General features: G+C 72.7%; 19 protein-coding genes and 1 pseudogene. 10 read left to right on the top strand and 10 right to left on the bottom strand.

Translation table 11 applies throughout. The features are described 5' to 3' along the window. Positions 1 to 29: 29 nt before the first annotated feature. The 4 genes from paaI to dhaK all read right to left on the bottom strand — a co-directional run bounded on the left by paaI (position 30) and on the right by dhaK (position 4,911). Complete coding sequence (gene paaI / locus M3C17_RS08190; RefSeq protein ID WP_259977155.1) at positions 30 to 449, bottom strand: hydroxyphenylacetyl-CoA thioesterase PaaI; 420 nt, start codon at positions 447 to 449, stop codon at positions 30 to 32. Between the two features lie 174 nt (positions 450 to 623). Beyond that, entirely contained in the window at positions 624 to 3,278 is a 2,655-nt protein-coding gene (gene ptsP / locus M3C17_RS08180; protein ID WP_311198439.1) for a phosphoenolpyruvate--protein phosphotransferase, read from the bottom strand. Next, positions 3,278 to 3,919: a dihydroxyacetone kinase subunit DhaL gene (gene dhaL, locus M3C17_RS08175; RefSeq protein ID WP_259977158.1), complete on the bottom strand. Its 642-nt coding sequence runs from the start codon at positions 3,917 to 3,919 to the stop codon at positions 3,278 to 3,280. Before dhaL ends, ptsP begins: the two co-directional genes overlap by 1 nt. Beyond that, positions 3,919 to 4,911: a dihydroxyacetone kinase subunit DhaK gene (gene dhaK, locus M3C17_RS08170; RefSeq protein ID WP_259977154.1), complete on the bottom strand. Its 993-nt coding sequence runs from the start codon at positions 4,909 to 4,911 to the stop codon at positions 3,919 to 3,921. Before dhaK ends, dhaL begins: the two co-directional genes overlap by 1 nt. A 59-nt stretch (positions 4,912 to 4,970) precedes the next feature. Here dhaK and M3C17_RS08165 point away from each other — a divergent pair, with 59 nt between their 5' ends. Further along, positions 4,971 to 5,828 carry an IclR family transcriptional regulator gene (locus tag M3C17_RS08165; protein WP_259977153.1) on the top strand — a complete coding sequence of 286 codons (858 nt, stop codon included), beginning with the start codon at positions 4,971 to 4,973 and terminating at the stop codon, positions 5,826 to 5,828. A gap of 31 nt (positions 5,829 to 5,859) precedes the next feature. Here M3C17_RS08165 and M3C17_RS08160 read toward each other — a convergent pair whose 3' ends face one another. Further along, positions 5,860 to 7,977 carry a RecQ family ATP-dependent DNA helicase gene (locus M3C17_RS08160; RefSeq protein WP_259977152.1) on the bottom strand — a complete coding sequence of 706 codons (2,118 nt, stop codon included), beginning with the start codon at positions 7,975 to 7,977 and terminating at the stop codon, positions 5,860 to 5,862. A gap of 145 nt (positions 7,978 to 8,122) precedes the next feature. Between M3C17_RS08160 and paaA the strand changes: the two genes are divergently transcribed. The 7 genes and pseudogenes from paaA (at position 8,123) to M3C17_RS08125 (ending at position 14,322) form a co-directional block, all read left to right on the top strand. Next, on the top strand, positions 8,123 to 9,100 hold the full coding sequence (paaA, locus tag M3C17_RS08155; RefSeq protein WP_259977151.1) for a 1,2-phenylacetyl-CoA epoxidase subunit PaaA: 978 nt from the start codon (positions 8,123 to 8,125) through the stop codon (positions 9,098 to 9,100). Next, positions 9,100 to 9,405 (top strand): 1,2-phenylacetyl-CoA epoxidase subunit PaaB, encoded by a 306-nt coding sequence (paaB, locus tag M3C17_RS08150; RefSeq protein WP_259977150.1) that lies wholly within the window; start codon positions 9,100 to 9,102, stop codon positions 9,403 to 9,405. The genes paaA and paaB overlap by 1 nt, the downstream gene beginning before the upstream one ends. Before the next feature lie 38 nt (positions 9,406 to 9,443). Further along, positions 9,444 to 10,265: a 1,2-phenylacetyl-CoA epoxidase subunit PaaC gene (gene paaC / locus M3C17_RS08145; RefSeq protein ID WP_259977157.1), complete on the top strand. Its 822-nt coding sequence runs from the start codon at positions 9,444 to 9,446 to the stop codon at positions 10,263 to 10,265. Beyond that, positions 10,259 to 10,774, top strand: a complete 516-nt coding sequence (gene paaD, locus M3C17_RS08140) for a 1,2-phenylacetyl-CoA epoxidase subunit PaaD (RefSeq protein WP_259977149.1) — start codon at positions 10,259 to 10,261, stop codon at positions 10,772 to 10,774. Before paaC ends, paaD begins: the two co-directional genes overlap by 7 nt. Continuing rightward, the gene (paaE, locus tag M3C17_RS08135) at positions 10,774 to 11,946 is read left to right on the top strand and encodes a 1,2-phenylacetyl-CoA epoxidase subunit PaaE (protein ID WP_259977148.1); all 1,173 of its coding nucleotides are present in this window, start codon (positions 10,774 to 10,776) and stop codon (positions 11,944 to 11,946) included. Before paaD ends, paaE begins: the two co-directional genes overlap by 1 nt. 14 nt (positions 11,947 to 11,960) lie before the next feature. After that, positions 11,961 to 12,731: an enoyl-CoA hydratase/isomerase family protein gene (locus M3C17_RS08130; RefSeq protein WP_259977147.1), complete on the top strand. Its 771-nt coding sequence runs from the start codon at positions 11,961 to 11,963 to the stop codon at positions 12,729 to 12,731. A 66-nt stretch (positions 12,732 to 12,797) separates the two neighbouring features. Further along, positions 12,798 to 14,322, top strand: a pseudogene (locus M3C17_RS08125) (ATP-dependent DNA ligase). A 37-nt stretch (positions 14,323 to 14,359) separates the two neighbouring features. Here the strand turns inward: M3C17_RS08125 and M3C17_RS08120 are convergent. Continuing rightward, positions 14,360 to 14,869, bottom strand: a complete 510-nt coding sequence (locus M3C17_RS08120; protein ID WP_259977146.1) for a phosphoribosyltransferase — start codon at positions 14,867 to 14,869, stop codon at positions 14,360 to 14,362. Between the two features lie 161 nt (positions 14,870 to 15,030). On the opposite strand from M3C17_RS08120, the gene M3C17_RS08115 reads away from it, so the two are divergent. Continuing rightward, complete coding sequence (locus M3C17_RS08115) at positions 15,031 to 16,803, top strand: thiamine pyrophosphate-binding protein (protein WP_259977144.1); 1,773 nt, start codon at positions 15,031 to 15,033, stop codon at positions 16,801 to 16,803. A 214-nt stretch (positions 16,804 to 17,017) separates the two neighbouring features. Then, on the top strand, positions 17,018 to 17,866 hold the full coding sequence (locus tag M3C17_RS08110; protein ID WP_259977143.1) for a PhzF family phenazine biosynthesis protein: 849 nt from the start codon (positions 17,018 to 17,020) through the stop codon (positions 17,864 to 17,866). Positions 17,867 to 18,047: 181 nt separating this feature from the next. On the opposite strand, the gene M3C17_RS08105 is transcribed toward M3C17_RS08110, so the two are convergent. The 4 genes from M3C17_RS08105 to M3C17_RS08090 all read right to left on the bottom strand — a co-directional run bounded on the left by M3C17_RS08105 (position 18,048) and on the right by M3C17_RS08090 (position 21,382). Continuing rightward, positions 18,048 to 18,428: a VOC family protein gene (locus M3C17_RS08105; RefSeq protein WP_259977141.1), complete on the bottom strand. Its 381-nt coding sequence runs from the start codon at positions 18,426 to 18,428 to the stop codon at positions 18,048 to 18,050. A 223-nt stretch (positions 18,429 to 18,651) separates the two neighbouring features. After that, positions 18,652 to 19,278, bottom strand: coding sequence for a response regulator transcription factor (locus M3C17_RS08100; RefSeq protein ID WP_259977156.1), 627 nt, complete (start codon positions 19,276 to 19,278; stop codon positions 18,652 to 18,654). Beyond that, positions 19,272 to 20,309 carry a sensor histidine kinase gene (locus tag M3C17_RS08095; protein WP_259977140.1) on the bottom strand — a complete coding sequence of 346 codons (1,038 nt, stop codon included), beginning with the start codon at positions 20,307 to 20,309 and terminating at the stop codon, positions 19,272 to 19,274. Before M3C17_RS08095 ends, M3C17_RS08100 begins: the two co-directional genes overlap by 7 nt. Before the next feature lie 317 nt (positions 20,310 to 20,626). Then, entirely contained in the window at positions 20,627 to 21,382 is a 756-nt protein-coding gene (locus M3C17_RS08090) for an ABC transporter permease (RefSeq protein ID WP_259977139.1), read from the bottom strand.

Here is a 21,382-nt window from a genome sequence, read left to right as displayed (position 1 = left end):
AAGGCGGGAGGCGGGGTGAGTGCCGTGGATCAGAGCGTGCGGGAGGTGGTGCGGGAGCGGCCGCGGAACTCGGCGACCGGGTCGCCCTGCTCGTCGACCACGGTGACGTCGTAGATCCCGGAGCGTCCGGTGCGGGTGCGCCGCACGGCCGTGGCCGTGAGGGTCTGACCGGCGACGGTCGGCTTGAGGAAGGAGATGTCGGCGCCTGCGGCCACGGTGACCCTGTCATCCTCGTTGCACGCGATCGCGAAGGCGGTGTCGGCGAGCGCGAACACGAACCCGCCGTGCGTGATGGCGAAGCCGTTGGTCATGTCATCGCGGACGCGCATCGACACCACGGCATGGCCGGGGTCATCCCGCTCGACCACGAGCCCGAGCATGGCCGACGCGCGGTCGCGCTCCATCATGGCGCGGTTCGCCGGAATCTCCTCCGTCGTCACGTCCGTCATCGCCGACCTCCTCGTCGTGCTCCGATACGGGACCTCGACGTCCCGTCCGCTCATACTAACCGAACGATCGGTCAGGAATACAGGTCGGTCGGAATGGGGGCGACCCGCGGGAGCGCCTGTCAACACCACACCTCCGCGGAAAAGGCTGCAGCGTTCTGCGGAGCCCGCGGCGCTCTAGGGAAGCGGAGGCCCCGACCGCAGCACCTCCGCCGCCGCGCCCCGTGCCTCCGCCGCCGTCGACGCGGTCCGAGCCGCCGCCGCGGCACGCGCGCAGTCCTCCGCCGTGACCGCGTCGAGCGCCGCCGCCACCCGGCCGAGCGCCCGCGGTGTCATCGAGAGCGACGTCACACCGAGGCCAACGAGCACCGGTGCCAGCGCGGGGTCGCCCCCGGCCTCACCGCACACGCCGACGGACTTGCCGGCCGCACGCCCCGCCTCGCCGACCATCGCGATCAGCCGCAGCACCGCCGGCTGCCAGGGGTCGTTGAGGTCTCCGAGGTCGCTGAGCAGACGATCGGCCGCGAGCGTGTACTGGGCCAGATCGTTCGTCCCCAGGCTCACGAAATCCACGACCTCCAGCAGCTCCGCGGCCAGGAGCGCCGCCGCGGGCGTCTCGATCATGATCCCGACGCGGTCGAGCCCCGCCGCGTGGCAGCGCTCCGCGAATGCGCGCGCCTCGTCGACCGTCGCCACCATCGGCGCCATCACCTCGATGTCGGCGGTCTCCGCGTCTGCGGCACGGGCCAGGGCGCGGAGCTGATCGTCCAGCAGTGCCGGGTTCCGGCGCGCGATCCGCAGGCCGCGCACGCCGAGTGCCGGGTTCTCCTCGTCCTCCGCGTTCGCGAACGGCAGCGGCTTGTCGCTTCCCGCATCGAGCGTGCGCACCACCACGGTGCGTCCGGGGAAGGCCGCCAGCACGCCACGATAGGCACTCACCTGCTCGTCGATCGTCGGGGCCTCGACCCTGTCGAGGAAGCAGAACTCCGTGCGGAACAGCCCGACGCCTTCGGCCTGCGCCGCGGCGGCGGCCGTCGCGTCCGACGCCCCGCCGACGTTCGCGCGCAGCGGGACCCTCGTGCCGTCGGCGAGCCGTCCACGTCCGTCGAAGATCACGACGGTCGCCGCGGCGCGGGCCTCCGCCAGCTCGGACTCCGCCGGATCCACCGTCACGGTCCCCCGGTCGCCGTCCACGAGGAGGAGTGCCCCCTCGGCGATCCCGGTCGCCCCGGCGACGCCGACCACCGCGGGCAGGCCGAGCGACCGCGCGATGATCGCGGTGTGCGAGGTCGGACCGCCCTGCTCCGTCACGAGCGCGACGCAGCGACCGCCATCCAGTGACGCCGTGTCGGCGGGTGCAAGATCGGTCGCGACGAGCACGAACGGCTCGTCGCGATCGGGCACGCCCGGCATGTCGACGCGCAGGATCTCCGCGATGATGCGGTCGCGCACATCGCGGATGTCGGCGGCGCGCTCGGCCATCCGTCCGCCGAGCGCGACCAGTGCCTGTTCGTGCGAGGCCGCGGTCTCCCAGATCGCTCGTGCGGCCGTCCGTCCCTTCGTGCGCACGAGGGCGGTCGCCTCAGCCACCAGCTCAGGATCGGAGGCCAGGAGCCGGGACGCGTCCAGGATGGCTCTGGCCTCGCCACTGGCCTGCGCGGTGCGGGAGCGCAGCTGGTCGGCGACGGCGACCGCGGCCCATTCGATCGCCGAGACCTCGGCGTCGCGGTCGGCGGGTGGGACCACCGCGCCCGCTTCCGGCTCCGGCAGCGGCGGTGCGAGGTGCACGACCGGTGCCGCGACCCGACCGGGGCTCACACCCCGGCCCTGCAGCACGGCACCCGGCGCGATCGGCACCCGCGGCTCGCCCGGGACTGCGGACGCGGGTGCGGCGGATCCGGAAGGCGCGGGTGCGGCAAGCGTGGCACCGGAGGAACCGGATCGTGCCGAGTACGGCGCTGCAGAGGTCGTATCGGTGGCGGGGTCGGACGCGGAGTCCGCGTCGCCCTCCGCCGCAGGCTCGACGCCCTCGCCGAAGCCGTCGGCCGCAGGCTCGACGCCCTCGCCGAAGCCGTCGTCGAAGAGCGCGGCGAGGCGATCGAGCGCCGCCGCGGCCCCGGGACCCGTGCCCTGCAGCTCTATCGCGGTCCCCTGCCGTGCGCCGAGCGCGAGCAGTCGGGTCAGACTCGCCGCAGACGCGTCCCTGCCGTCCGCGAGCCGCAGCCTCACGTCGGCGCCCGCTGCGGCTTCCGCGATGAGCGCCGCCGGACGGGCATGGATGCCGAGCGGGTTGCGCACCCGCACGCTCCGGCGCACCATGTCGTCCGGCTTCTGGCCCGCAGCACCGGGCGGCGAACCCGCGGGGCGATCGCTGTCCATGAGGTCGGCAGCCGGGGCGGGCTCCTCCCCCGCGGCCGGCCCCAGCTGCCCGGTCTTCGCCGCGAGCGCGCCGGATGCCTCGTCCGCCACCGTCGCCAGGTCGGCGCCGGCCGCGGCGGCGACCACGGCCGCGAGCAGGCCCTCCACGAACGGCGCGGGCGCGAGCCGGACCGGCACGTCGCTCGCCCGCAGCTCCAGCGCGAGCTCCGCACTCAGCACGGCGGAGCCGAGGTCCATCAGCACGAGCACTCCCTCGCACTCCGCGGCGAGCTCGTCGATCGCTCCGGCCACCGCCACCGCGTCCGTGCCGAGGATCGGCTCGCCCTGCGGGTCGGTCCCCGCGCCGGCGGCGACTCGCACGCGCACACTGTCGCCGGTCACCATCTGCTGGGCGAGCTCCAGCGCCGCCTCCCCGAGCCGGGCGCTGTGGGAGACGGCGACGATCCCGATCATCAGGCGCTGTCCGCGACCGCCGCGGCGAGCGTCTCGAAGAGGATCGCGGTCGATGCGGCGCCCGGGTCGAGGTGACCGGCGCTGCGTTCGCCCAGGTAGCTCGCCCTGCCCTTGCGTGCCACGAGCGGCAGGGTGGCATCGCGACCGGCGGCGGCGGCGTCCGCGGCGGCCCGTGCGGCGTCGGGGAGAGCGGACCCGGCGGCGAGCGCCGCGTCGAAGGCGTCGACGGCCGGGGCCATCGCGTCGTACATGGTCTTGTCCCCCGCCTCGGGCTTGCCACGCGCGACGATGCCCTCGAGCCCGGCGCGCAGTGCGGCGGCCAGCGCAGGACCGTCCAGCTCGGCGACCGCCCCGGCGTTCATGCCCATGCGCAGGAAGAAGGTGCCGTAGAGCGGCCCGCTCGCCCCGCCCACGGAGCTCACGAGCGTCATGCCGACCGTCTTCAGCAGCTCGTCGATCGTGCCGGGAGCACCGGCGGCGAGCTTCTCCCCCACGGCGGCGAAGCCGCGGGCCATGTTCGCACCGTGGTCGGCGTCGCCGATCGCGGAGTCGAGTTCCGTGAGCCAGTCGCGCTGTGCAGTGACCGCCTCGCGGTAACGGGTGATCCAGTCGACGAGCACGCCCGTGTCCACTGCCGCCATCATGCGCCCCACCGCAGTCCGGGGGTGTTCACCGGTGCGTCCCACAGCCGCAGCAGCTCGTCGTCGGCCTTCAGCACGGTGACCGAGCAGCCCGCCATGTCGAGCGAGGTGATGTAGTTGCCGACCAGGTTCCTGGCGATCTGCACGCCGGACTTCTCGAGGATCGCCGCGACCTCGCCGTACATGAGATACAGCTCGATGAGCGGGGTGGCGCCCATGCCGTTGAGCATCACGATCGCGGGACCTGCGGCGTCGATGTCGCCCAGGATGGGTTCCACGAGCTGCCGGGCGATGTCGGCGGCGGGTGCCAGGGGCTCGCGGTGGCGTCCCGGTTCACCGTGGATGCCGATGCCGATCTCCATCTGGTCGTCGGGGAGGTCGAACGTCGGCTTGCCTGCGGCGGGGACAGTGCAGCTCGTGAGCGCCATGCCCATCGAGCGCCCCTGCCCGTTGATGCGCTTCGCGAGTTCGACCACCGCGGCCAGGTCCCGCCCTTCCTCGGCGGCGGCGCCGACGAGCTTCTCGAGCAGCACGGTCAGGCCCACGCCGCGTCGTCCGGCGGTGTAGAGGGAGTCCTGCACGGCGACGTCGTCGTCGACCACGACGGTGCCGACCTCGATGCCCTCCATGGAGGCGAGCTCGGCGGCCATCTCGAAGTTGAGCACGTCGCCGGTGTAGTTCTTCACGATGTGCAGGACGCCGGCGCCCCGGTCGACGGCCTTGGTGGCCACCTGCACGCGGTCGGGGGTCGGCGAGGTGAAGACCTCCCCGGCGACGGCGGCGTCGAGCATCCCGGTGCCGACGAAGCCGCCGTGCAGCGGCTCGTGCCCGGATCCGCCGCCGGACACCACGGCGACCTTGCCCTGTTCCTTGGGCGTGGCGCGGGTGATGACGTGGTTCTCCAGGTCGACGGACAGCTCCGGATGCGCGGCGGCGACGCCCCGCAGGGACTCGACGAGGACGTCCTCCGGGGCGTTGATGAGCTTCTTCATCGTGCGATCTCCTTTGATGCGTCGTGACGTTTTCGCGAAAATCCGAAAGGAATTCGTCAATGTCGAATATGCTCGGAGCCTGCGGGCTTGTCAAGATCGATCCGGCGACCGGCATCACCGGCTCGACGACGACCGGAAGGAGGACGCGCATGATCCAGGCGATCGACCGCGCGGCGAAGATCCTCGACCTGCTCCAGGGAGCGCGTCACCTCGGCATCACCGACCTGTCCGCCGCGCTCGGTCTGCCGCCGTCCACCGTGCACGGCATCGTGAAGTCCTTGCGCGCGCACGGCCTCGTCGCCAAGGAGCGGGGCGGTCAGCGGTACATGCTCGGCCCCACGCTGCTGCGTCTCAGCAACGTCTACCTCGACACGCTCGACGTGCGCGCCAGGGCCATGCGCTGGACCCAGGAGCTCGCACGCCGCACCCGCCTCTCCGTGCGCCTGGGCGCCCCGCATTTCACCGACGTACTCGTGATCCACCACAACCTGCGCCCCGACGACAGTCAGCAGATGCTCGAGACCGGGATGGCCATCCCCGCGCACGCCTCCGCCATGGGCAAGGTGCTGCTCGCGTACGACCAGGGCTTCCAGCAGAGTGTGTTCGCCGCCCCCCTGCGCAGCCTCACCGGCGACACCGTCACCGACGTCGCCCGGCTCACGCTCGAGCTCCCGTCGATCGCCGAGCGGGGCACCGCGGGCGAGTTCGACGAGGCCGTGCTGGGCGAGTCCTCGCTCGCCGCCCCCATCGCCGATGCCTCCGACGCGATCGTCGCCGCGGTCGCCGTGGTCATGCCGACCTCGCAGACGCCCGCGACCGACGCGATCGTCAACGCGCTGCGCGAGACCGCCAGGAACATCTCGCGCGAGCTCGGCGCCACGTCCTGGCCGCCGCGCATCGCCCCCGCCGACGACTGACGCGGATCCGGCCGAGCATTCCTGCCCCGCCTCAGCCGCGCAGCGCCAGTGCGAACGGGAGGACGGCCGTCGCGCCCGCACGCCGGAGCTCGCGTGCGGCGACCGTCATGGTCCACCGGCTGTCCACGAGGTCGTCCACGAGCAGCACCGGGCCAGCCGGCACCTCCAGGTGCGCCGCATCGAACCTGTCCCACACCCCCGCGAGCCGGAAGACGCTGTTGCCGCCCGCCTGCCCGGACGGACCTCCGTTCCGCGGCGTGAGCGCCCCCAGGTACGGCAAGCGCCCGATCTCCGCGAGCCCCCGTGCCAGCGAATCCACGAGCTGCGGATGCGCACGAGACGGCAGCGCCACCACGGCGGCCGGCCGCTCGGCCCATCCCCACCCGGCCAGCACCCGGACGCACGCCTGCAGCAGCTGGGGAGTCACCGGCGCATCCGCGGCGCTGGCGGCGAACACCTCGCGGAGCGTCCCGCCCCAGCCCAGGTCGGTGAGCCGGGCGAGCGCACGCCCCTCCTCGGCCTGCTCCTCGGCGGGGATGCGCCCGCGCACGGGCACGTCCAACCGGTCGGCACCCGTCGGCCACGCGCGACGGGGCTCGATCGGCACGCCGACCCGATCGAGCGACGCCACGGCCTGCGCGCTCGCGCTCTGCGCGACCTCCTGCGGGAACCACACGCCCGCGCAGTTGTCGCAGCGACCGCAGGGCGCCGCGGTGTCGTCGTCGAGGGCACGCTGCAGGAACGCCATGCGGCAGCCATCGGTCTGCTCGTACTCGAGCATGTGCTGCTGCTCCGCGACCCGCTCCGCGGCGATGCGCTCGTACCGCTCGGCGTCGTAGCTCCAGGGGGCCCCGGTCGCGATCCAGCCGCCCTGCACGCGGCGCACGGCGCCGTCGACGTCGAGAACCTTCAGCAGCAGCTCCAGAGGCGTGCGCCGGAGGTCGACCAGCGCCTCCAGGGCGGGCGTCGAGATCGGACTGTCGCCGAGGGCGGCGATGACCCGCTCGGCCCGCTCCCTGTCCGGCATCGATGCCGTCGCGAAGTAATGCCAGATGTCGCGGTCCTCCACGCCGGGAAGCAGCAGCACGTCGGCGCTCTCGCTGGCCCGCCCCGCACGACCCACCTGCTGGTAGTAGGCGACCGGCGACGACGGAGCGCCGAGGTGCACCACGAAACCCAGGTCGGGCTTGTCGAACCCCATCCCGAGCGCACTGGTCGCCACGAGCGCCTTGACCTCGTTGCGCTTGAGCATCCCCTCCGACTCCGCCCGTTCCTCGGCGTCGGTCTGCCCGGTGTACGCGCGCACCTCGTGGCCGTGCTCACGCAGCAGCCGCGCCGTGTCGACGGCGGCCGCGACCGTGAGCGTGTAGATGATGCCGCTGCCGGGGAGGTCGTCGAGGTGGCTCAGCAGCCAGGCCAGACGACTTGCCGAGTCCTTGAGGCGGAGCACCCCGAGCCGCAGCGAGGTGCGGGCCAGCGGTCCGCGGATCGTGAGCACCGGAGCGGCGGCGCCGGACTGCTCCTCGCCGCCGAGCTGCTCCGCCACGTCGGCCACCACGCGGCTGTTGGCCGTCGCGGTCGTCGCCAGCACCGGCACGTCGGCCGGCATCTGTGCGATGAGGTCGCGCAGCCGCCGGTAGTCCGGCCGGAAGTCGTGGCCCCAGTCGCTGATGCAGTGCGCCTCGTCCACGACGAGCATCCCCAGCCGCGCCACGAGGGCGGGCAGCTGCTCCTCGCGGAACGCGGGGTTGTTCAGCCGCTCCGGCGAGACGAGCAGCACGTCGACCTCGTCTCGCGCCAGCCTCTCCTGCACCTCGGCCCACTCATGCGCGTTCGTGGAGTTGATCGCGACGGCGCGCACTCCCGCCCGCTCGGCCGCGGCGATCTGGTCGCGCATGAGGGCTAGGAGCGGAGACACCAGCACGGTCGGACCGGCCCCCTGCCGACGGCGGAGCAGGGTCGCGACGAAGTACACCGCCGACTTGCCCCAGCCCGTGCGCTGCACGACGAGGGCGCGGCGACGCCCCTCGACCAGCGCCTCGATCGCCTCGTACTGCCCCTCATGGAAGTCGACGTCGGGGCGTCCGACGAGCTCGCCGAGGGCGGAGAGGGCGGCGGCGTGCAGGGTGCCGGACGGGGCGGAGGTCATGCCCTCCACTCTGCCTCAGCCCGCGGACATCGGCTCCCCCGGACGACGTCGCCCACGACGGGCTCGTCTTGTATCCCTCCCCCGCCTGTGCCAGAATTACCTAACGATCGGTCAGTAAAGAAGACCGGATGGCGAGGAGTCGACGATGACCAGTCCTGCAGACCTGTCGCTCGTGGGAGACGGGAGCACCGAAGAGGAGCGCCTGTTCGACGAGCTCATCGCGAACGAGCAGCGCATCGAGCCGCGCGACTGGATGCCGGACGCGTATCGCAAGACCCTCATCCGGCAGATCTCCCAGCACGCGCACTCCGAGATCATCGGCATGCAGCCCGAGGGCAACTGGATCACCCGCGCCCCCAGCCTCAAGCGCAAGGCGATCCTGCTGGCGAAGGTGCAGGACGAGGCGGGACACGGCCTCTACCTCTACTCGGCCGCCCAGACCCTCGGGATCACGCGCGACGAGATGATGGACCAGCTCATCAGCGGCAAGGCCAAGTACTCCTCGATCTTCAACTACCCCACCCCGACCTGGGCCGACATGGGCGCGATCGGCTGGCTCGTCGACGGCGCCGCGATCTGCAATCAGGTCCCGCTCTGTCGGGCGTCGTACGGTCCCTACGGCCGCGCGATGGTACGCATCTGCAAGGAGGAGTCGTTCCATCAGCGGCAGGGGTTCGAGATCCTGCTCACGCTCATGCGCGGCAGCGAGGAGCAGCGGCAGATGGCGCAGGATGCCGTGAACCGCTGGTACTGGCCGAGCCTGGCCATGTTCGGGCCGCCCGACGACCAGTCCCCCAACTCCGCCCAGTCCATGGCCTGGAAGATCAAGCGCTTCTCCAACGACGAGCTGCGCCAGCGCTTCGTGAGCATGCTCGTGCCGCAGGCGGAGATCCTCGGGGTCACGCTGCCCGATCCGCAGCTGCGCTTCGACGAGGAGACGGGCCGCTACGAGATGGGCGAGATCGACTGGGACGAGTTCTTCCAGGTGCTGCGCGGCAACGGCCCCTGCAATGCGGAACGGCTGGAGCGCCGACGCACCGCGCACGACGAGGGCGCCTGGGTGCGCGAGGCCGCGGCGGAGTACGCCCGCAAGCAGGCACTCGCCACGAAGGCGGTGGCGTGATGGCCACTCCCGGCGCCGACGAGCGCGAGCCCTGGCCGCTGTGGGAGGTGTTCGTGCGCGCGAACCGCGGCCTCAGCCACGTGCACGTGGGGTCGCTGCACGCCCCCGACTCCGAGATGGCCATCCGCAACGCGCGCGACCTCTACACGCGTCGCGGCGAGGGCGTCTCGATCTGGGTGGTCCCCGCGGAGGCCGTCACCACGAGCGACCCGGACGCCAAGGGCGCCTACTTCGAGAGCCCCGCAGGCAAGAACTACCGTCACGCCGTGTACTACACGGCCTCCGAGGGGGTGCCGCACCTGTGAGCAGGCAGCACCCGGTGCAGGCGGACGTGCACGACGACATGCACGAGGATCTCCACGGCGACGTCTCGGTCGACGAGCTGCGGCTGAGCGCGGAGCTCGCCGGGGCCGACACCACCGCGGCGAGCGCGGACATCGCCGAATACGCGCTGTGGCTCGGCGACGACGCGCTCATCCTGTCGCAGCAGCTCGGCGCGTGGATCTCCCGTGCCCCCGAGCTGGAGGAGGACGTGGCGCTCGGCAACATCGCCCTCGATCTGCTCGGGCACGCACGCTCCCTCCTGCACTTCGCGGGAACCTTCGACGGCCGTTCGGAGGACGATCTGGCGTACTTCCGCGACGAGCCGGAGTTCCGCAGCGCCTGGATCGTGGAGCAGCCCAACGGGGACTTCGCGCAGACGATCGCGCGGCAGTTCGTGGTGTCGGTGTATCTGGTGGAGCTGTACACGGCTCTGCGTGCGAGCAGCGAGCCCACGTTCGCGGCTATCGCCGAGAAGGCGCTCAAGGAGGTCGACTACCACCGCGACCACGCCGTGCAGTGGGTGCTGCGGCTTGCGGGCGGCACGGAGGAGTCGCGGCGCCGGATGATCCGCGCCGTCGCAGACGTGTGGCCCTACGTGGACGAGCTGTTCCGCGACGAGCCGCTGATCGACCGGCTGGGCGACGCGGCCGTGCGCCCGTCGACCCTTCGCGCCGGCTTCGACGCGGTCGTGGACACGGTGTTCGCGCAGGCGGAGCTCGAGGTCCCGCAGGTGGCAGCCTCCTCCGCAGGAGGGCGACGCGGCGCGCACGCCACCCCGCTCGGACACATCCTCGCCGAGATGCAGGTGCTGGCACGTCGGCACCCGGGGGCGTCATGGTGACGCGCACGACCGTCGACACCGCCGTGGGCGCACGCACCGAGGCGTGGCGCATCGCCGCTGCCGTGCCGGACCCCGAGGTGCCGGTACTCACGATCGAGGACCTGGGTGTGCTGCGCGCCGTGGAGGTCGACGGCGCCCGCGTGCGGGTGGACATCACCCCGACGTACAGCGGCTGCCCCGCGATGGACACGATCCGCGACGACGTGGTGCTCGCCCTGACCGCTGCGGGTTTCGACACGGTCGAGGTGCGTCTCGTCCTCTCCCCTGCGTGGACGACGGACTGGATGAGCGAGGAGGGTCGGCAGAAGCTCCGCGCCTACGGCATCGCCCCGCCGTCCGGCCGCGCCGCCGTGCCGTCCGGACCGATCCGCCTCGCCCTGAGCGTGCGCTGCCCGCGGTGCGGGTCGCTCGACACCAGGGAGGTGTCCCGCTTCGGCTCGACCTCGTGCAAGGCGCTCTTCGAGTGCCGCGCCTGCCTCGAGCCCTTCGACCACTTCAAGGTGCATTGATGTCGCTGTTCTCCCCCGTCCGTGCCGCCGCGCCGACGACGTCGTCCCCTTCCCCGGGCCCCGCCGCGCGCGAACGCACCCGGGCGCGCTTCCACACCCTCACGGTCGAGGACGTGCGCCCGCTCACCGAAGACGCGGTGGAGGTCACGTTCACGGTGCCTGCGGAGCTCGCCGACGACTACGACCACCTGCCGGGGCAGTACGTGGCGCTGCGGACCACGCTGGACGGCGTCGAGGTGCGCCGCTCCTACTCGCTGTGCCGTGCGCCGGAGCACCGAGGGGACGGACTGCCGACGAGACTGAGCGTGGCGGTCAAGCGCGACGAGGGCGGGCTGTTCTCGACGTGGGCGCAGACGGGTCTGCACCCGGGGTACCGCATCGACGTGATGAGCCCACAGGGCACCTTCACCTCCGGGCTCGACGACCTCGACAGGAAGCACGTGGTCGGCATCGCCGCCGGCTCCGGCATCACGCCGCTGATGGCGCTCGCGCACACCGTGCTGTCACGGTCGGAGAGCTCGCGCTTCACCCTGCTGTACACGAACCGGTCGACGCTCGACGTGATGTTCCTGGAGGACCTCGCCGATCTGAAGGACCGCTACCCCACGCGCCTCACGCTGCACCACGTGCTCTCCCGCGAGCAGCGCACGGCCCCGGTGCTGTCCGGCCGCATCGACGACGCGAAGCTGCGCACGATCCTCGGCGCACTGATCGACCCGGCCGATGTCGACGAGTGGTTCCTGTGCGGACCGCTCGCCCTGGTCGACCTGTGCCGGGAGGTGCTCGCCGACGTGGGCGTGCCGCGCGAGCACATCCGCTTCGAGCTGTTCACCACGGGCGACGAGCCGGTCAGGGCTGCGCGACCCGTCACGGTGCGCAGCGGCGAGAAGACCGTGCGCATCGAGGTGAACCTCGACGGCGTCTCCTCGACCGTGAAGAGCCCGGTCGCAGCGCGGGAGTCGGTGCTGAACGCCGCCCTCCGCGTTCGCCCCGACGCGCCCTTCGCGTGCGCGGGCGGCGTATGCGGCACGTGTCGCGCGCGGGTGATCGAGGGCAGTGTCACCATGACAGAGAACTACGCGCTCGAACCGGATGAGCTCGAACGCGGGTACGTGCTGACCTGCCAGTCCCACCCGACCAGCGACCGCCTGGTCGTCGACTACGACGTCTGACCCGGAGGACCACCGTGATCGACCTGACCATCGCCGACGACGTCGCGACCGTCGTGCTGAACGCACCGGCGAAGCTCAACGCCCTGGACGAGGCGGCGCTGACCGAACTCGACGCCGCGTACCGGCGGGCGGAGGAAGCCGGCGTGCGCGCCCTCCTGCTCCGCGGCGAAGGCAGGGCCTTCTGCGCCGGCCGTGACATCTCCGCGGTCGACCCCCGCGACGACGACGTGCTCGGCTACCTGGGCGGCCGTGTCACACCGCTGCTGCAGCGCATGGCGCGCTTCCCCGCCCCGACGTTCGCGGTGGCGCACGGCGCCTGCCTGGGCGTGGGGCTCGGGCTGCTGATCGCGACCGACGTGGTGTACGTCGCCGAGTCCGCCAGGATCGGCTCGCCGTTCGCGGCGCTCGGGGCCACGCTCGACTCGGGCGGGCACGCACTGTTCCTCGACCGGCTCGGCGCCCACAAGACGCTCGACCTCATCTACACGGGCCGTCTGATGAGCGGTGCCGAGGCGGTGCAGTCCGGCCTGTTCTCCCGCGTGCTCCCCGATGACGAGGTGGTCGCGGCGACCGCGGAGGCCGCAGCGACGGCGGCCCGCGGCGCCACGGCGGCGTTCCTGGCGAGCAAGGAGCTGGTCGCCCGCATCCGCGACGAGCGTCTGACCCTGTGGGAGTCGGTCGACGTGGAGAACGCCGCGCAGGCCGCGCTGTGCGACACCGAGGACTACCGGGAGGGCTTCGCCGCGTTCCAGGAGAAGAGGAAGCCGGCCTTCCGCGGGCGCTGAGCACGGGAGGGCCGCGACGCTGTCAAGCGTCTCCCGCGTGTCCGACCCCGGTGGGATGATGCGGGGATGCTGCTCTCGGAGCTCGTCGTCACCACGGAACAGGTCGCCGCGACCTCCTCGCGCCTCGCCAAGATCGAGGCGATCGCGCAGCTGCTGCGTCGCGCCGACGCCGCCGACCTCCCCGCGGTGGTCGGGCTGCTGCTCGCGGCTCCGCGCCAGGGCAGGCTCGGGGTGGGCTGGCGCGGCCTGGCGGCGCTCGACATCGCGCACTCCGCGGAGTCGGAGCTGACGATCGCCGCCGTCGACCACACCTTCGATGCGCTCGCCGCCGCGTCGGGGAGCGGCTCGGCCGGCAGGCGGAGCGAGCTTCTGCACGATCTCGCCGCCCGCGCGACAGCCCCGGAATGGGACTTCCTCGGCAGAGCGATGCTCGGCGAGCTGCGCACCGGCGCACTGAGCGGCGTGCTGCTCGATGCGATCGCCCGCGCCGCGGACCAGCCGGTCGCCACGGTGCGGCGTGCGGCGATGCTCTCCGGCGACCTCGGCGAGACGGCGCTCCTGGCTCTCACGGGCGGCGAGGGCGCGTTGGAGGCGGTCGGGCTGCGCATCGGGCGGCCGGTGCTGCCGATGCTCGCCGCCACCGCCGCCACGCCGACGGACGCCATCGGGATCACCGGCCGCGCCTCCGTGGAGTACAAGCTCGACGGCGCGCGCATCCAGGTGCACCGCCGCGGGGACGAGGTGGGCATCTACACACGCAGTCTCGCGGACGTGACCCATCGCCTGCCCGAGATCGTGGAGGTGGTCCGCGGCCTTCCCGCGCGCGAGCTGATCCTCGACGGCGAGACCCTCGCGCTGGACGAGGACGGCGGGCCGCGCCCGTTCCAGGAGACCATGTCCCGGTTCGGAGCCGATGCCGCGCGCACGCTGGCGCTGCGTCCCTGGTTCTTCGACGTGCTGCACGTGGACGGGCGCGACCTCCTCGACGAGCCGCTCGCCGTGCGGCAGGAGGTGCTCGACCGCGTCGCCGGGGAATGGCGCATGCCGGGGGGTCGTGACCGACAACGCGGAGGAAGCCGAGCGTCTGTCGCGCGAGGCCCTGGCGGCGGGACACGAAGGAGTGCTCGTGAAGGCGATCGACGCCCCCTACGCCGCGGGTCGCCGCGGCAAGTCCTGGGTCAAGGTCAAGCCCGTGCTCACCTTCGAGCTCGTGGTGCTGGGCGCCGAATGGGGCTCGGGTCGTCGCCGCGGCTGGCTGTCCAACCTGCACCTCGGGGCGCGCGACCCCGATGGGGAGTTCGGCGAGCCCGGCGGATTCGTCATGGTGGGCAAGACCTTCAAGGGCCTGACCGACGAGCTGCTGCGCTGGCAGACCGAGGAGTTCCCCGCGCACGAGTCGCACCGCACCGCCTCGACCGTGTTCCTGCGCCCCGAGCTCGTGGTGGAGATCGCGATCGACGGCGTGCAGCGCTCCCCGCGCTACCCGGGCGGGCTCGCGCTGCGCTTCGCGCGGGTGAAGGGCTACCGTCCGGACAAGTCACCCGGCGAAGCCGACACCATCCAGACGCTCCGGGCGCTACTGCGGGGGTGAGGCGAGGGCGTCGAGCGAGCGGACGCCGGACGCGAGGTCAGGCGGAGGGGGCGAGGCCCGCGTCCTCTTCGCGCACCGAGCCGCGGAACGACCAGGGGAAGTCGATCCAGCGGTCGGTGTCCTTCCATGCGAAGTCCGGCTGGATGATCGTCGTGGGCTTGGTGTAGATCGTGACCGAGCGCACGTCGGCGCCCTTCTCCTGCAGGAGCCGGACCGCGAGGGCGAGGGTGCGCCCGGAGTCCGCCACGTCGTCGACCAGCAGCACGCGACGACCGTCGAGGTACGCCATGTCGAGCTCGGGAGGCAGCACCTCGGGAGCGTCGAGCACGGTGCCGATGCCGGTGTAGAACTCCACGTTGATAGCCCCGCAGTTCTTCACCCCCAGGCCGTAGGCGATGGCGCCGGCCGGAAGCAGACCGCCCCGGGCGATCGCCACCACGACCTCGGGTTCGAAGCCGCTCGCGACGATGGCGCGCGCCAGCTCCCGCGTCGCCGCTCCGAAACCGTCCCAGGTGAGCGTCTCGCGCTCGATCGATGCATCCGTCATCGCCCCATTCTCGCGTATCCGAGGTCCAGGGCACGCCGCTAGACTGAGGTGGTCCGGCCCGGCCGGTGCCTGAAAAAGAGGCACGAAGCACCCCGCATCGCCGCGGGGGCGAGACACATACGGAACCCCCTCTCTCCGTCCCTGTCTCGAAAGGCTTTCGCATGCCCACCGTCTCCGCCCACGTCGCCCTCACCCTCGCGCAGCACGTCGATGCCGTCTTCGGTGTGATGGGCAACGGCAACGCCTACTTCCTGGACGCGCTGGAGAAGCACACCCGCGCCGTGTTCACCGCCGTGCGTCACGAGCAGGGTGCCGTGGTCGCGGCCGACGCGCACTTCCGCGCCTCCGGTCGCATCGCCGCCGGCACCTCCACCTACGGCGCCGGATTCACCAACACAATCACCGCGCTCGCCGAGGCCGTGCAGGCGCAGGTCCCGCTCGTCCTCGTGGTGGGCGACGAGCCCACGTCGGGCCCACGCCCGTGGGACGTGGATCAGATCGCCCTGGCCTCGGCCGTCGGCGCCCGCACCTATACGGTCGGCCGCACGGATGCCGCCGCCACCACCGTCATCGCGGTCGAGCACGCCCTCACGTATCGCGTGCCCGTCGTGCTCGCGATCCCCTACGACGTCGCCGCGCTCGATGCCGGCGAGGTGCCGGAAGCGCCGTCGCCGCGACTGCCGTCTCCGCTCGCGCCGCGAGGCGAGTTCGCCGAGGGGATGCTCGACGACATCGCGGCCGCCCTGCATGACGCAGAGCGCCCGTTCCTCCTCGCCGGTCGCGGCGCCTGGCTGGCCGGCGCCGGCACGGCCCTGGGCGAACTGGCCGCTCTGACCGGCGCCCTCACCGCATCCTCCGCGCTCGGCCGCGGCATCTTCCCGGAGAGCCGCTACGACCTGGGCGTCACGGGCGGATTCGGCGCCGACGGCGCGATGGAACTCGTGCGCACGGCCGATGTCGCGGTGGTCTTCGGGGCGAGCCTGAACCAGTTCACGATGCGCTTCGGCGAGCTGTTCGCCCCCGGTACCCGGGTCTTCCAGGTCGACGTCGCCCCCGCGGCCACCCACGCCCACGTGGGCGGGTTCGTGCGCGCCGACGCACGGATCGCCGCGGAGGCCCTGGTCGCGCGACTCACCGCCCTCGGTGCACGCGGTGCCCTCGGTACGACCGCAGCACTCGGCGCGGCGCCCGCAGGCGGCGACACGGCCCCTGGCGAAGCACACGCGGCCAGTGCAGCCCCCGGCGAAGCGCCCGCATCCGGCACGGCGTCCGCTCGCCCGTGGCGGGAGACGGTGGACGTGGCCGCCGCCCGCGCGTATGAGCCCGGCGAGGAGCTGGCCGCGGACGGCCGCCTCGACCCCCGCTCCGCCGCCCGCCGCATCGCCGAGCTGCTGCCCGAGGACCGGGTCGTGGTGTCCGACGGCGGGCACTTCATCGGCTGGGCCAACATGTACTGGCCGGTCGCGGCCCCCGATCGGATGATGATGGTCGGCACGGCCTTCCAGTCCATCGGCCAGGGCTGGCCCAGCGTGGTCGGCGCCGCCCTCGCGCGTCGCGACGCCACGATCGTGCTCACCTCGGGCGACGGGGGCGGCCTCATGGCCATCGCCGACCTCGAGTCCGCCGTGCGTGCGGCGGCCGGGCGCGGGATGGCCGTGGTGTGGAACGACGCGGCGTACGGTGCGGAGGTGAACCTCTACGGCCTGAAGGGGCTCGCCGAGGGACCGATGCGCATCCCCGAGGTCGACTTCGCGGCCTTCGGTGCCGCAGTCGGCGCGGAGGGCGTCGTCGTGCGCACCCTCGCCGACCTGGAGCGCCTGGCGTCGTGGACGCAGGAGGATCCGGCCACGCGCCGCTTCCTGCTGCTCGACCTGCGCATCTCGGGCGACGTGATCGCGCCGTACCAGCAGGAGATCATCCGCGTGAACTCCTGATCGCGCCGCGCCCCCAGGAGAGGCGCCGCGTGAACTCGTACCGGCGCCCGCCCCTGCGCGCCGCGCGAGACCGAGACCCCGGTGTGACTCCTGATCGCGCTGCGCCCGCAGGAGAGGCGCCGCGTGAGCTCGCACCGGTGCCCGCCCCTGCGCGCCGCGCAAGAGCGAGACCCCGGCGTGACCTCCTGGGGGCCCGCACCGCTAGGCTCGCCGCATGACGGTCGCTCCCGAGATCCTGCGCTACAGCGCGTTTGCCGCGGTACCGGACGGCGGCAACCCTGCGGGGGTCGTGCTCGACGCCGCAGGGCTCGACGATGCGGAGATGCAGCGGATCGCGGCCGAGGTCGGCTTCTCGGAGACCGCGTTCCTGACCGGAGCAGAACACGACAGCGCCCGCTTCACGGTGCGCTACTGGTCCCCGGGGGCCGAGGTCCCATTCTGCGGGCACGCGACCGTGGCGACCGCCGTGGCCCTCGCCGAACGCGACGGACCGGGCACCGTGGTGTTCGACACCCCGGCGGGGTCCGTCACGATGGAGTCGTTCGCCGACGCGGACGGTCGCGTCACGGTGGCCTTCACGAGCGTGGAGCCCGCGGTGCGTGACCTCGCCCCGGCCACGCGCGACCGGCTGCTCGCCCTGCTCGGTGCGACGGCCGCCGATGTGGACCCCCGGTTCCCGGTGCGCGAGGCCTTCGCGGGCAACTGGCACCCGATCGTGTTCCTGGGCGACCGCGAGCTGTTCCACCAGTTCCGCTTCGCGCCGGCCGAGGTCGCAGAGCTCATGCGCGAACAGGGCTGGCTCGGCACCGTGACCGTGCTGCACGCAGACGACCCTGGCGACATCGAGGCCAGGAACCTGTTCCCGGTCGGGCGCATCACCGAAGACCCGGCGACGGGCTCGGCAGCGGCGTCCGTCGGGGCCTACCTGCGCGACCAGGGGTTCCCCGGCGATGCCGTCCGGATCCGTCAGGGCGCTCACGTCGGACGGCCGAGCGAGCTGCGCGTGACCATCCCCGCCACGGGCGGCATCATCGTGTCGGGCGGCGCGACGCGCATCGGCTGAGCCCGCGCCACCCGCCCCGCGTCACCCGCCCCGCGTCACCCGCCCCGCGCCACCCGCCCGGCGCCACCCGTCCGGCGTCACCCGCCCGGCGTCACCCGCCCGGCGTCACCCGCCCGGCGTCACCCGCCCCGGGCCACCCGCCCCGGGCCACCCACCCGGCGCCGCCCGCCACCGTGCGGTGTCAGCTCTGCGCGCCGTAGTCCGGGATCTGCTGCAGGGTCCAGGTGTTGCCGTCGGGGTCGTCGAAGCGCACGAATCTCCCCCAGTCCTGCTCATCGACGCCCTCGGCCGCGACCCCGAGCCCGCGCAGGTGCGCCAGCGCTTCGTCGGCATCGGGCACCACGACCTGGATGGTGTTCTGCTGCCCGGGCTCGAGCCCCGTGCCCATCCCGGTGCCGAAGGCGATCGAGCAGGCAGAACCCGGCGGGGTCATCTGCACGAACCGCAACCCCTCGTAGGGCACATGATCGTGGTCGGGGTTGAATCCGATCCTCGTGTAGAACTCCTTCGCCCTGTCCACATCCGAGACCGGGACGAAGATGAGCTCGATCTTCCAGTCCATCGCGCACTCCTCCTGCTCGGGCGTCGTCGCCCGTCGGGGTCACCGTACGCCCGCCCACCGACATCGGGCCAGCGTCGCCCGACAGCACCCTCCGGCAGGCCCCGGCAGCCCCTCCCGTCAGCGGCACGGGGCTCCCGGCGCTGGCCGACCCGGTCCCCCCGCCCGACCCGGTGCGAACCTCAGCCGGACGTGATCGCTCCTCGGCTCACGGCGGGCCCGTCCGTCAGAGCCAGCCCTTGTCCACGGCGACGCGCACCGCCTGCGCCCGGTTGTCCGCCCCGGTCTTCCCGATCGCCGCGGAGAGATGGTTTCGGACAGTGCCGGCCGACAGGAACACCTCTGCCGCGATGGCCGCCGCGGAGCGACCGTCCGCCGCGAGCCGCAGCACCTGCCGCTCGCGGTCGCTCAGGGGGTTCGCGCCGTCGAACAGGCTCTCCTCGGCGAGCACGGGGTCCAGCACCCGGAGTCCGGAGTGCACGCGACGCACCGCGTCGGCGAGCTGCTCCGCCGGGGTGTCCTTCACGAGGAAGCCGCTCGCTCCCGCATCGAGAGCCGCCCGCAGGTAGCCGGGTCGGGCGAACGTCGTCACGATCAGCACCCGGGTGCCGGGGCTCCGCTCCCGGATGCGCCGCGTCGCCTCCACCCCGTCCACGTCGGGCATCTGGATGTCCATCAGGCACACGTCCGGACGCAGCTCCTCCGCCAGTCGCAGCGCCTCCGCACCGTCCGACGCCAGGCCGCTCACGGTCAGGTCCGGCTCCAGGTCGAGCAGCGCACCGAGCGCTCCCCGGACGAGTGCCTGGTCGTCGGCGATCAGCAGCCGGATGCTCTCCCGTTCCGCGCTCACCAGGTCACCTCCACCTTCGTGCCCGCCGCGTCGGCGCGCCCCACCGCGAACCGTGCACCCGCCGCCGAGGCCCGTTCGCGCATGCTGCGGATCCCGTTGCCCTCGCCGTCGCCGATCCCGGCCCCGTCGTCCTCGACGACGAGCCTCCCCGGTGCGATCCGCACCCGGACGGCTGCCGCCCCCGAATGACGCAGCGTGTTCGTCGTGGCCTCCCGCAGGATCCAGCTCGCGGTGATCGCCTGCGCGGGCGACAGCGCATCCGGCCCTCCCTCGACCGTGAGCGCGATGTCGGCCGCGCGCAACGAGTCCGCGGTGAGGGCGAGCTGCTCGACGAGCGTCGTCGCCCGCGCGCCCGCGACGGTCTGCCGCACACCGGCGATCGCCTCGGCCGTCAGCCGCTCGATGTCGGCCAGCTCGGCCTTCGCCCTGGCGGGGTCGTCGTCCATCAGCCGTCGCACCAGCTGCGCCTTCAGGCCCACGACGGTCAGCGAGTGGCCGATCAGGTCGTGCACGTCGCGCGCCACCGCCTCGCGCCCCTCGCTGGTCGCCAGCTCCAGGCCCAGACGCTCGGCCTCCGCCGAGCGCAGGATGAGCCAGGTCGACACCGTGTTGACGACCCCGAGCAGGGCGACGATCGCCAGCACCGAGAGATACGGGAGGTTCCCGGGGATGAGCAGCACGCACCCGGCGGCGACGAGGCCGGCGCCGACGGTCGTGATCCAGTGCCACGTGCGCGTCAGCCCGTAAGACGCGAAGGACATGATGAACGGCAGGAAGCTCATGGCCGATCCGCCGACCGCGGGAACGGTCGCCAGCGCACAGACGTTCAGCGCACCGAACGTGATCCACTGGCGCGTCGTCGGCGGACGGCCGAGTCCGCCCCCGCCGCGCAGACCGTGCAGGAAACCGGTCACGTAGAGGACGATGAACGCGACGAGCGCGACCCAGCCGACGACCACCCATCGGGTCTCCGCCGGCGAGTCGAGCAGCACGACCACCGGATACACCAGGAACACGAGCCAGATCACGGCCATCACCCAGCCGAAGCGCGCCCACGGATCCTTCCCGGTGGCGCGAGCGGCGCGATCCGCAGGTGTCCGGGACCCGTCTGACGCGGACCCGCCCGCAGGCGCCCGCGATCCGTCCGACCCGGACCCGCCCGCAGGCGTCCACGATCCCTCTGACCCGAACCCGCCCGCGGACGTCCGCGATCCGTCTGGCCCGGCGCCGTCCGAAGGCGTCTGCGAACTGTCGGCGGCGAACCGCGCGGCCGGGGAGTCCGCCGTCGCGCCGGCGGACTCCCCGTGTTCGTGCTGCGTCATGGATCCAACCTACTGTCGCCGCACGCGGGTCACTGGCGGGACCGCGAGCGGCGGACACCCAGCATCACGAGCACCGCGAACACCGCCAGCCACACGGCCACGTTCAGGAACAGGGCCCACAGCGGATCCGTCTGGCCCGTCGTGAGGACGCCCTCGGTGAGCGGCCAGCGCCTCAGCGCGACGAAGCCGTACAGCGGCGTGAAGCGGGCGATGTCCAGCATGACGCCGTCGAGCGGCATGAAGACGTTGCCGAAGAACGCGAAGAACGTCATCGAGATCGAGGCGAGCGCCGCCGCCGAGTCCGAGCTGAAGAACAACCCGACCCCCAGCCCGAACAGCCCGTACATCAGCCCGATGCTCAGGATGATGCCCGCCGTGGCCGCCCACCGCCACGCGTCGTCCGCCTGCGCCCCGGTGAGCGCCCCGGCGACGAACACCGCCCCCAGCGCGAGCGCCGCGAACGTCACCGCCGTCAGCAGCTTCGTCACCGCGTACCCGGCGGTGGTGAGGGGGGTCATCGCCAGCTGGCGCCCCCAGCCCTGCTTCGCCTCGGTCGCGGCGAGCGAGGTGAGCGAGCTCATGGCCACCGCGGTGCCGTATGCCGCCATCGAGGTCATGACGTAGAACGAGACGTTGCCGTTCCCCGCGGACAACGAGCCGTACCCCATCCCCGCCCCGAACAGCAGGTACATGGCGACCGGCATGGCCAGGGTGAATGCGAGCGTGTAGGGGTTGCGCAGCTGGCGCACGCCCTCGATGCGCAGCATGGTCGACGAGATGGTCAT

The sequence above is a fragment of the Microbacterium sp. p3-SID336 genome (assembly GCF_025143365.1).
Classification (GTDB): Bacteria; Actinomycetota; Actinomycetes; order Actinomycetales; family Microbacteriaceae; genus Microbacterium.
This window is presented reverse-complemented; position numbering and strand designations above follow the sequence as displayed.

Excerpts from the sequence above, each read along its gene's own strand:
- paaI (WP_259977155.1), bottom strand. The coding sequence starts at position 449 with ATGACGGACGTGACGACGGAGGAGATTCCGGCGAACCGCGCCATGATG.
- ptsP (WP_311198439.1), bottom strand. The coding sequence starts at position 3,278 with ATGATCGGGATCGTCGCCGTCTCCCACAGCGCCCGGCTCGGGGAGGCG.
- dhaL (WP_259977158.1), bottom strand. The coding sequence starts at position 3,919 with ATGGCGGCAGTGGACACGGGCGTGCTCGTCGACTGGATCACCCGTTAC.
- dhaK (WP_259977154.1), bottom strand. The coding sequence starts at position 4,911 with ATGAAGAAGCTCATCAACGCCCCGGAGGACGTCCTCGTCGAGTCCCTG.
- M3C17_RS08165 (WP_259977153.1), top strand. The coding sequence starts at position 4,971 with ATGTCGAATATGCTCGGAGCCTGCGGGCTTGTCAAGATCGATCCGGCG.
- M3C17_RS08160 (WP_259977152.1), bottom strand. The coding sequence starts at position 7,977 with ATGACCTCCGCCCCGTCCGGCACCCTGCACGCCGCCGCCCTCTCCGCC.
- paaA (WP_259977151.1), top strand. The coding sequence starts at position 8,123 with ATGACCAGTCCTGCAGACCTGTCGCTCGTGGGAGACGGGAGCACCGAA.
- paaB (WP_259977150.1), top strand. The coding sequence starts at position 9,100 with ATGGCCACTCCCGGCGCCGACGAGCGCGAGCCCTGGCCGCTGTGGGAG.
- paaC (WP_259977157.1), top strand. The coding sequence starts at position 9,444 with ATGCACGAGGATCTCCACGGCGACGTCTCGGTCGACGAGCTGCGGCTG.
- paaD (WP_259977149.1), top strand. The coding sequence starts at position 10,259 with ATGGTGACGCGCACGACCGTCGACACCGCCGTGGGCGCACGCACCGAG.
- paaE (WP_259977148.1), top strand. The coding sequence starts at position 10,774 with ATGTCGCTGTTCTCCCCCGTCCGTGCCGCCGCGCCGACGACGTCGTCC.
- M3C17_RS08120 (WP_259977146.1), bottom strand. The coding sequence starts at position 14,869 with ATGACGGATGCATCGATCGAGCGCGAGACGCTCACCTGGGACGGTTTC.
- M3C17_RS08115 (WP_259977144.1), top strand. The coding sequence starts at position 15,031 with ATGCCCACCGTCTCCGCCCACGTCGCCCTCACCCTCGCGCAGCACGTC.
- M3C17_RS08110 (WP_259977143.1), top strand. The coding sequence starts at position 17,018 with ATGACGGTCGCTCCCGAGATCCTGCGCTACAGCGCGTTTGCCGCGGTA.
- M3C17_RS08105 (WP_259977141.1), bottom strand. The coding sequence starts at position 18,428 with ATGGACTGGAAGATCGAGCTCATCTTCGTCCCGGTCTCGGATGTGGAC.
- M3C17_RS08095 (WP_259977140.1), bottom strand. The coding sequence starts at position 20,309 with ATGGCCGTGATCTGGCTCGTGTTCCTGGTGTATCCGGTGGTCGTGCTG.
- M3C17_RS08090 (WP_259977139.1), bottom strand. The coding sequence starts at position 21,382 with ATGACCATCTCGTCGACCATGCTGCGCATCGAGGGCGTGCGCCAGCTG.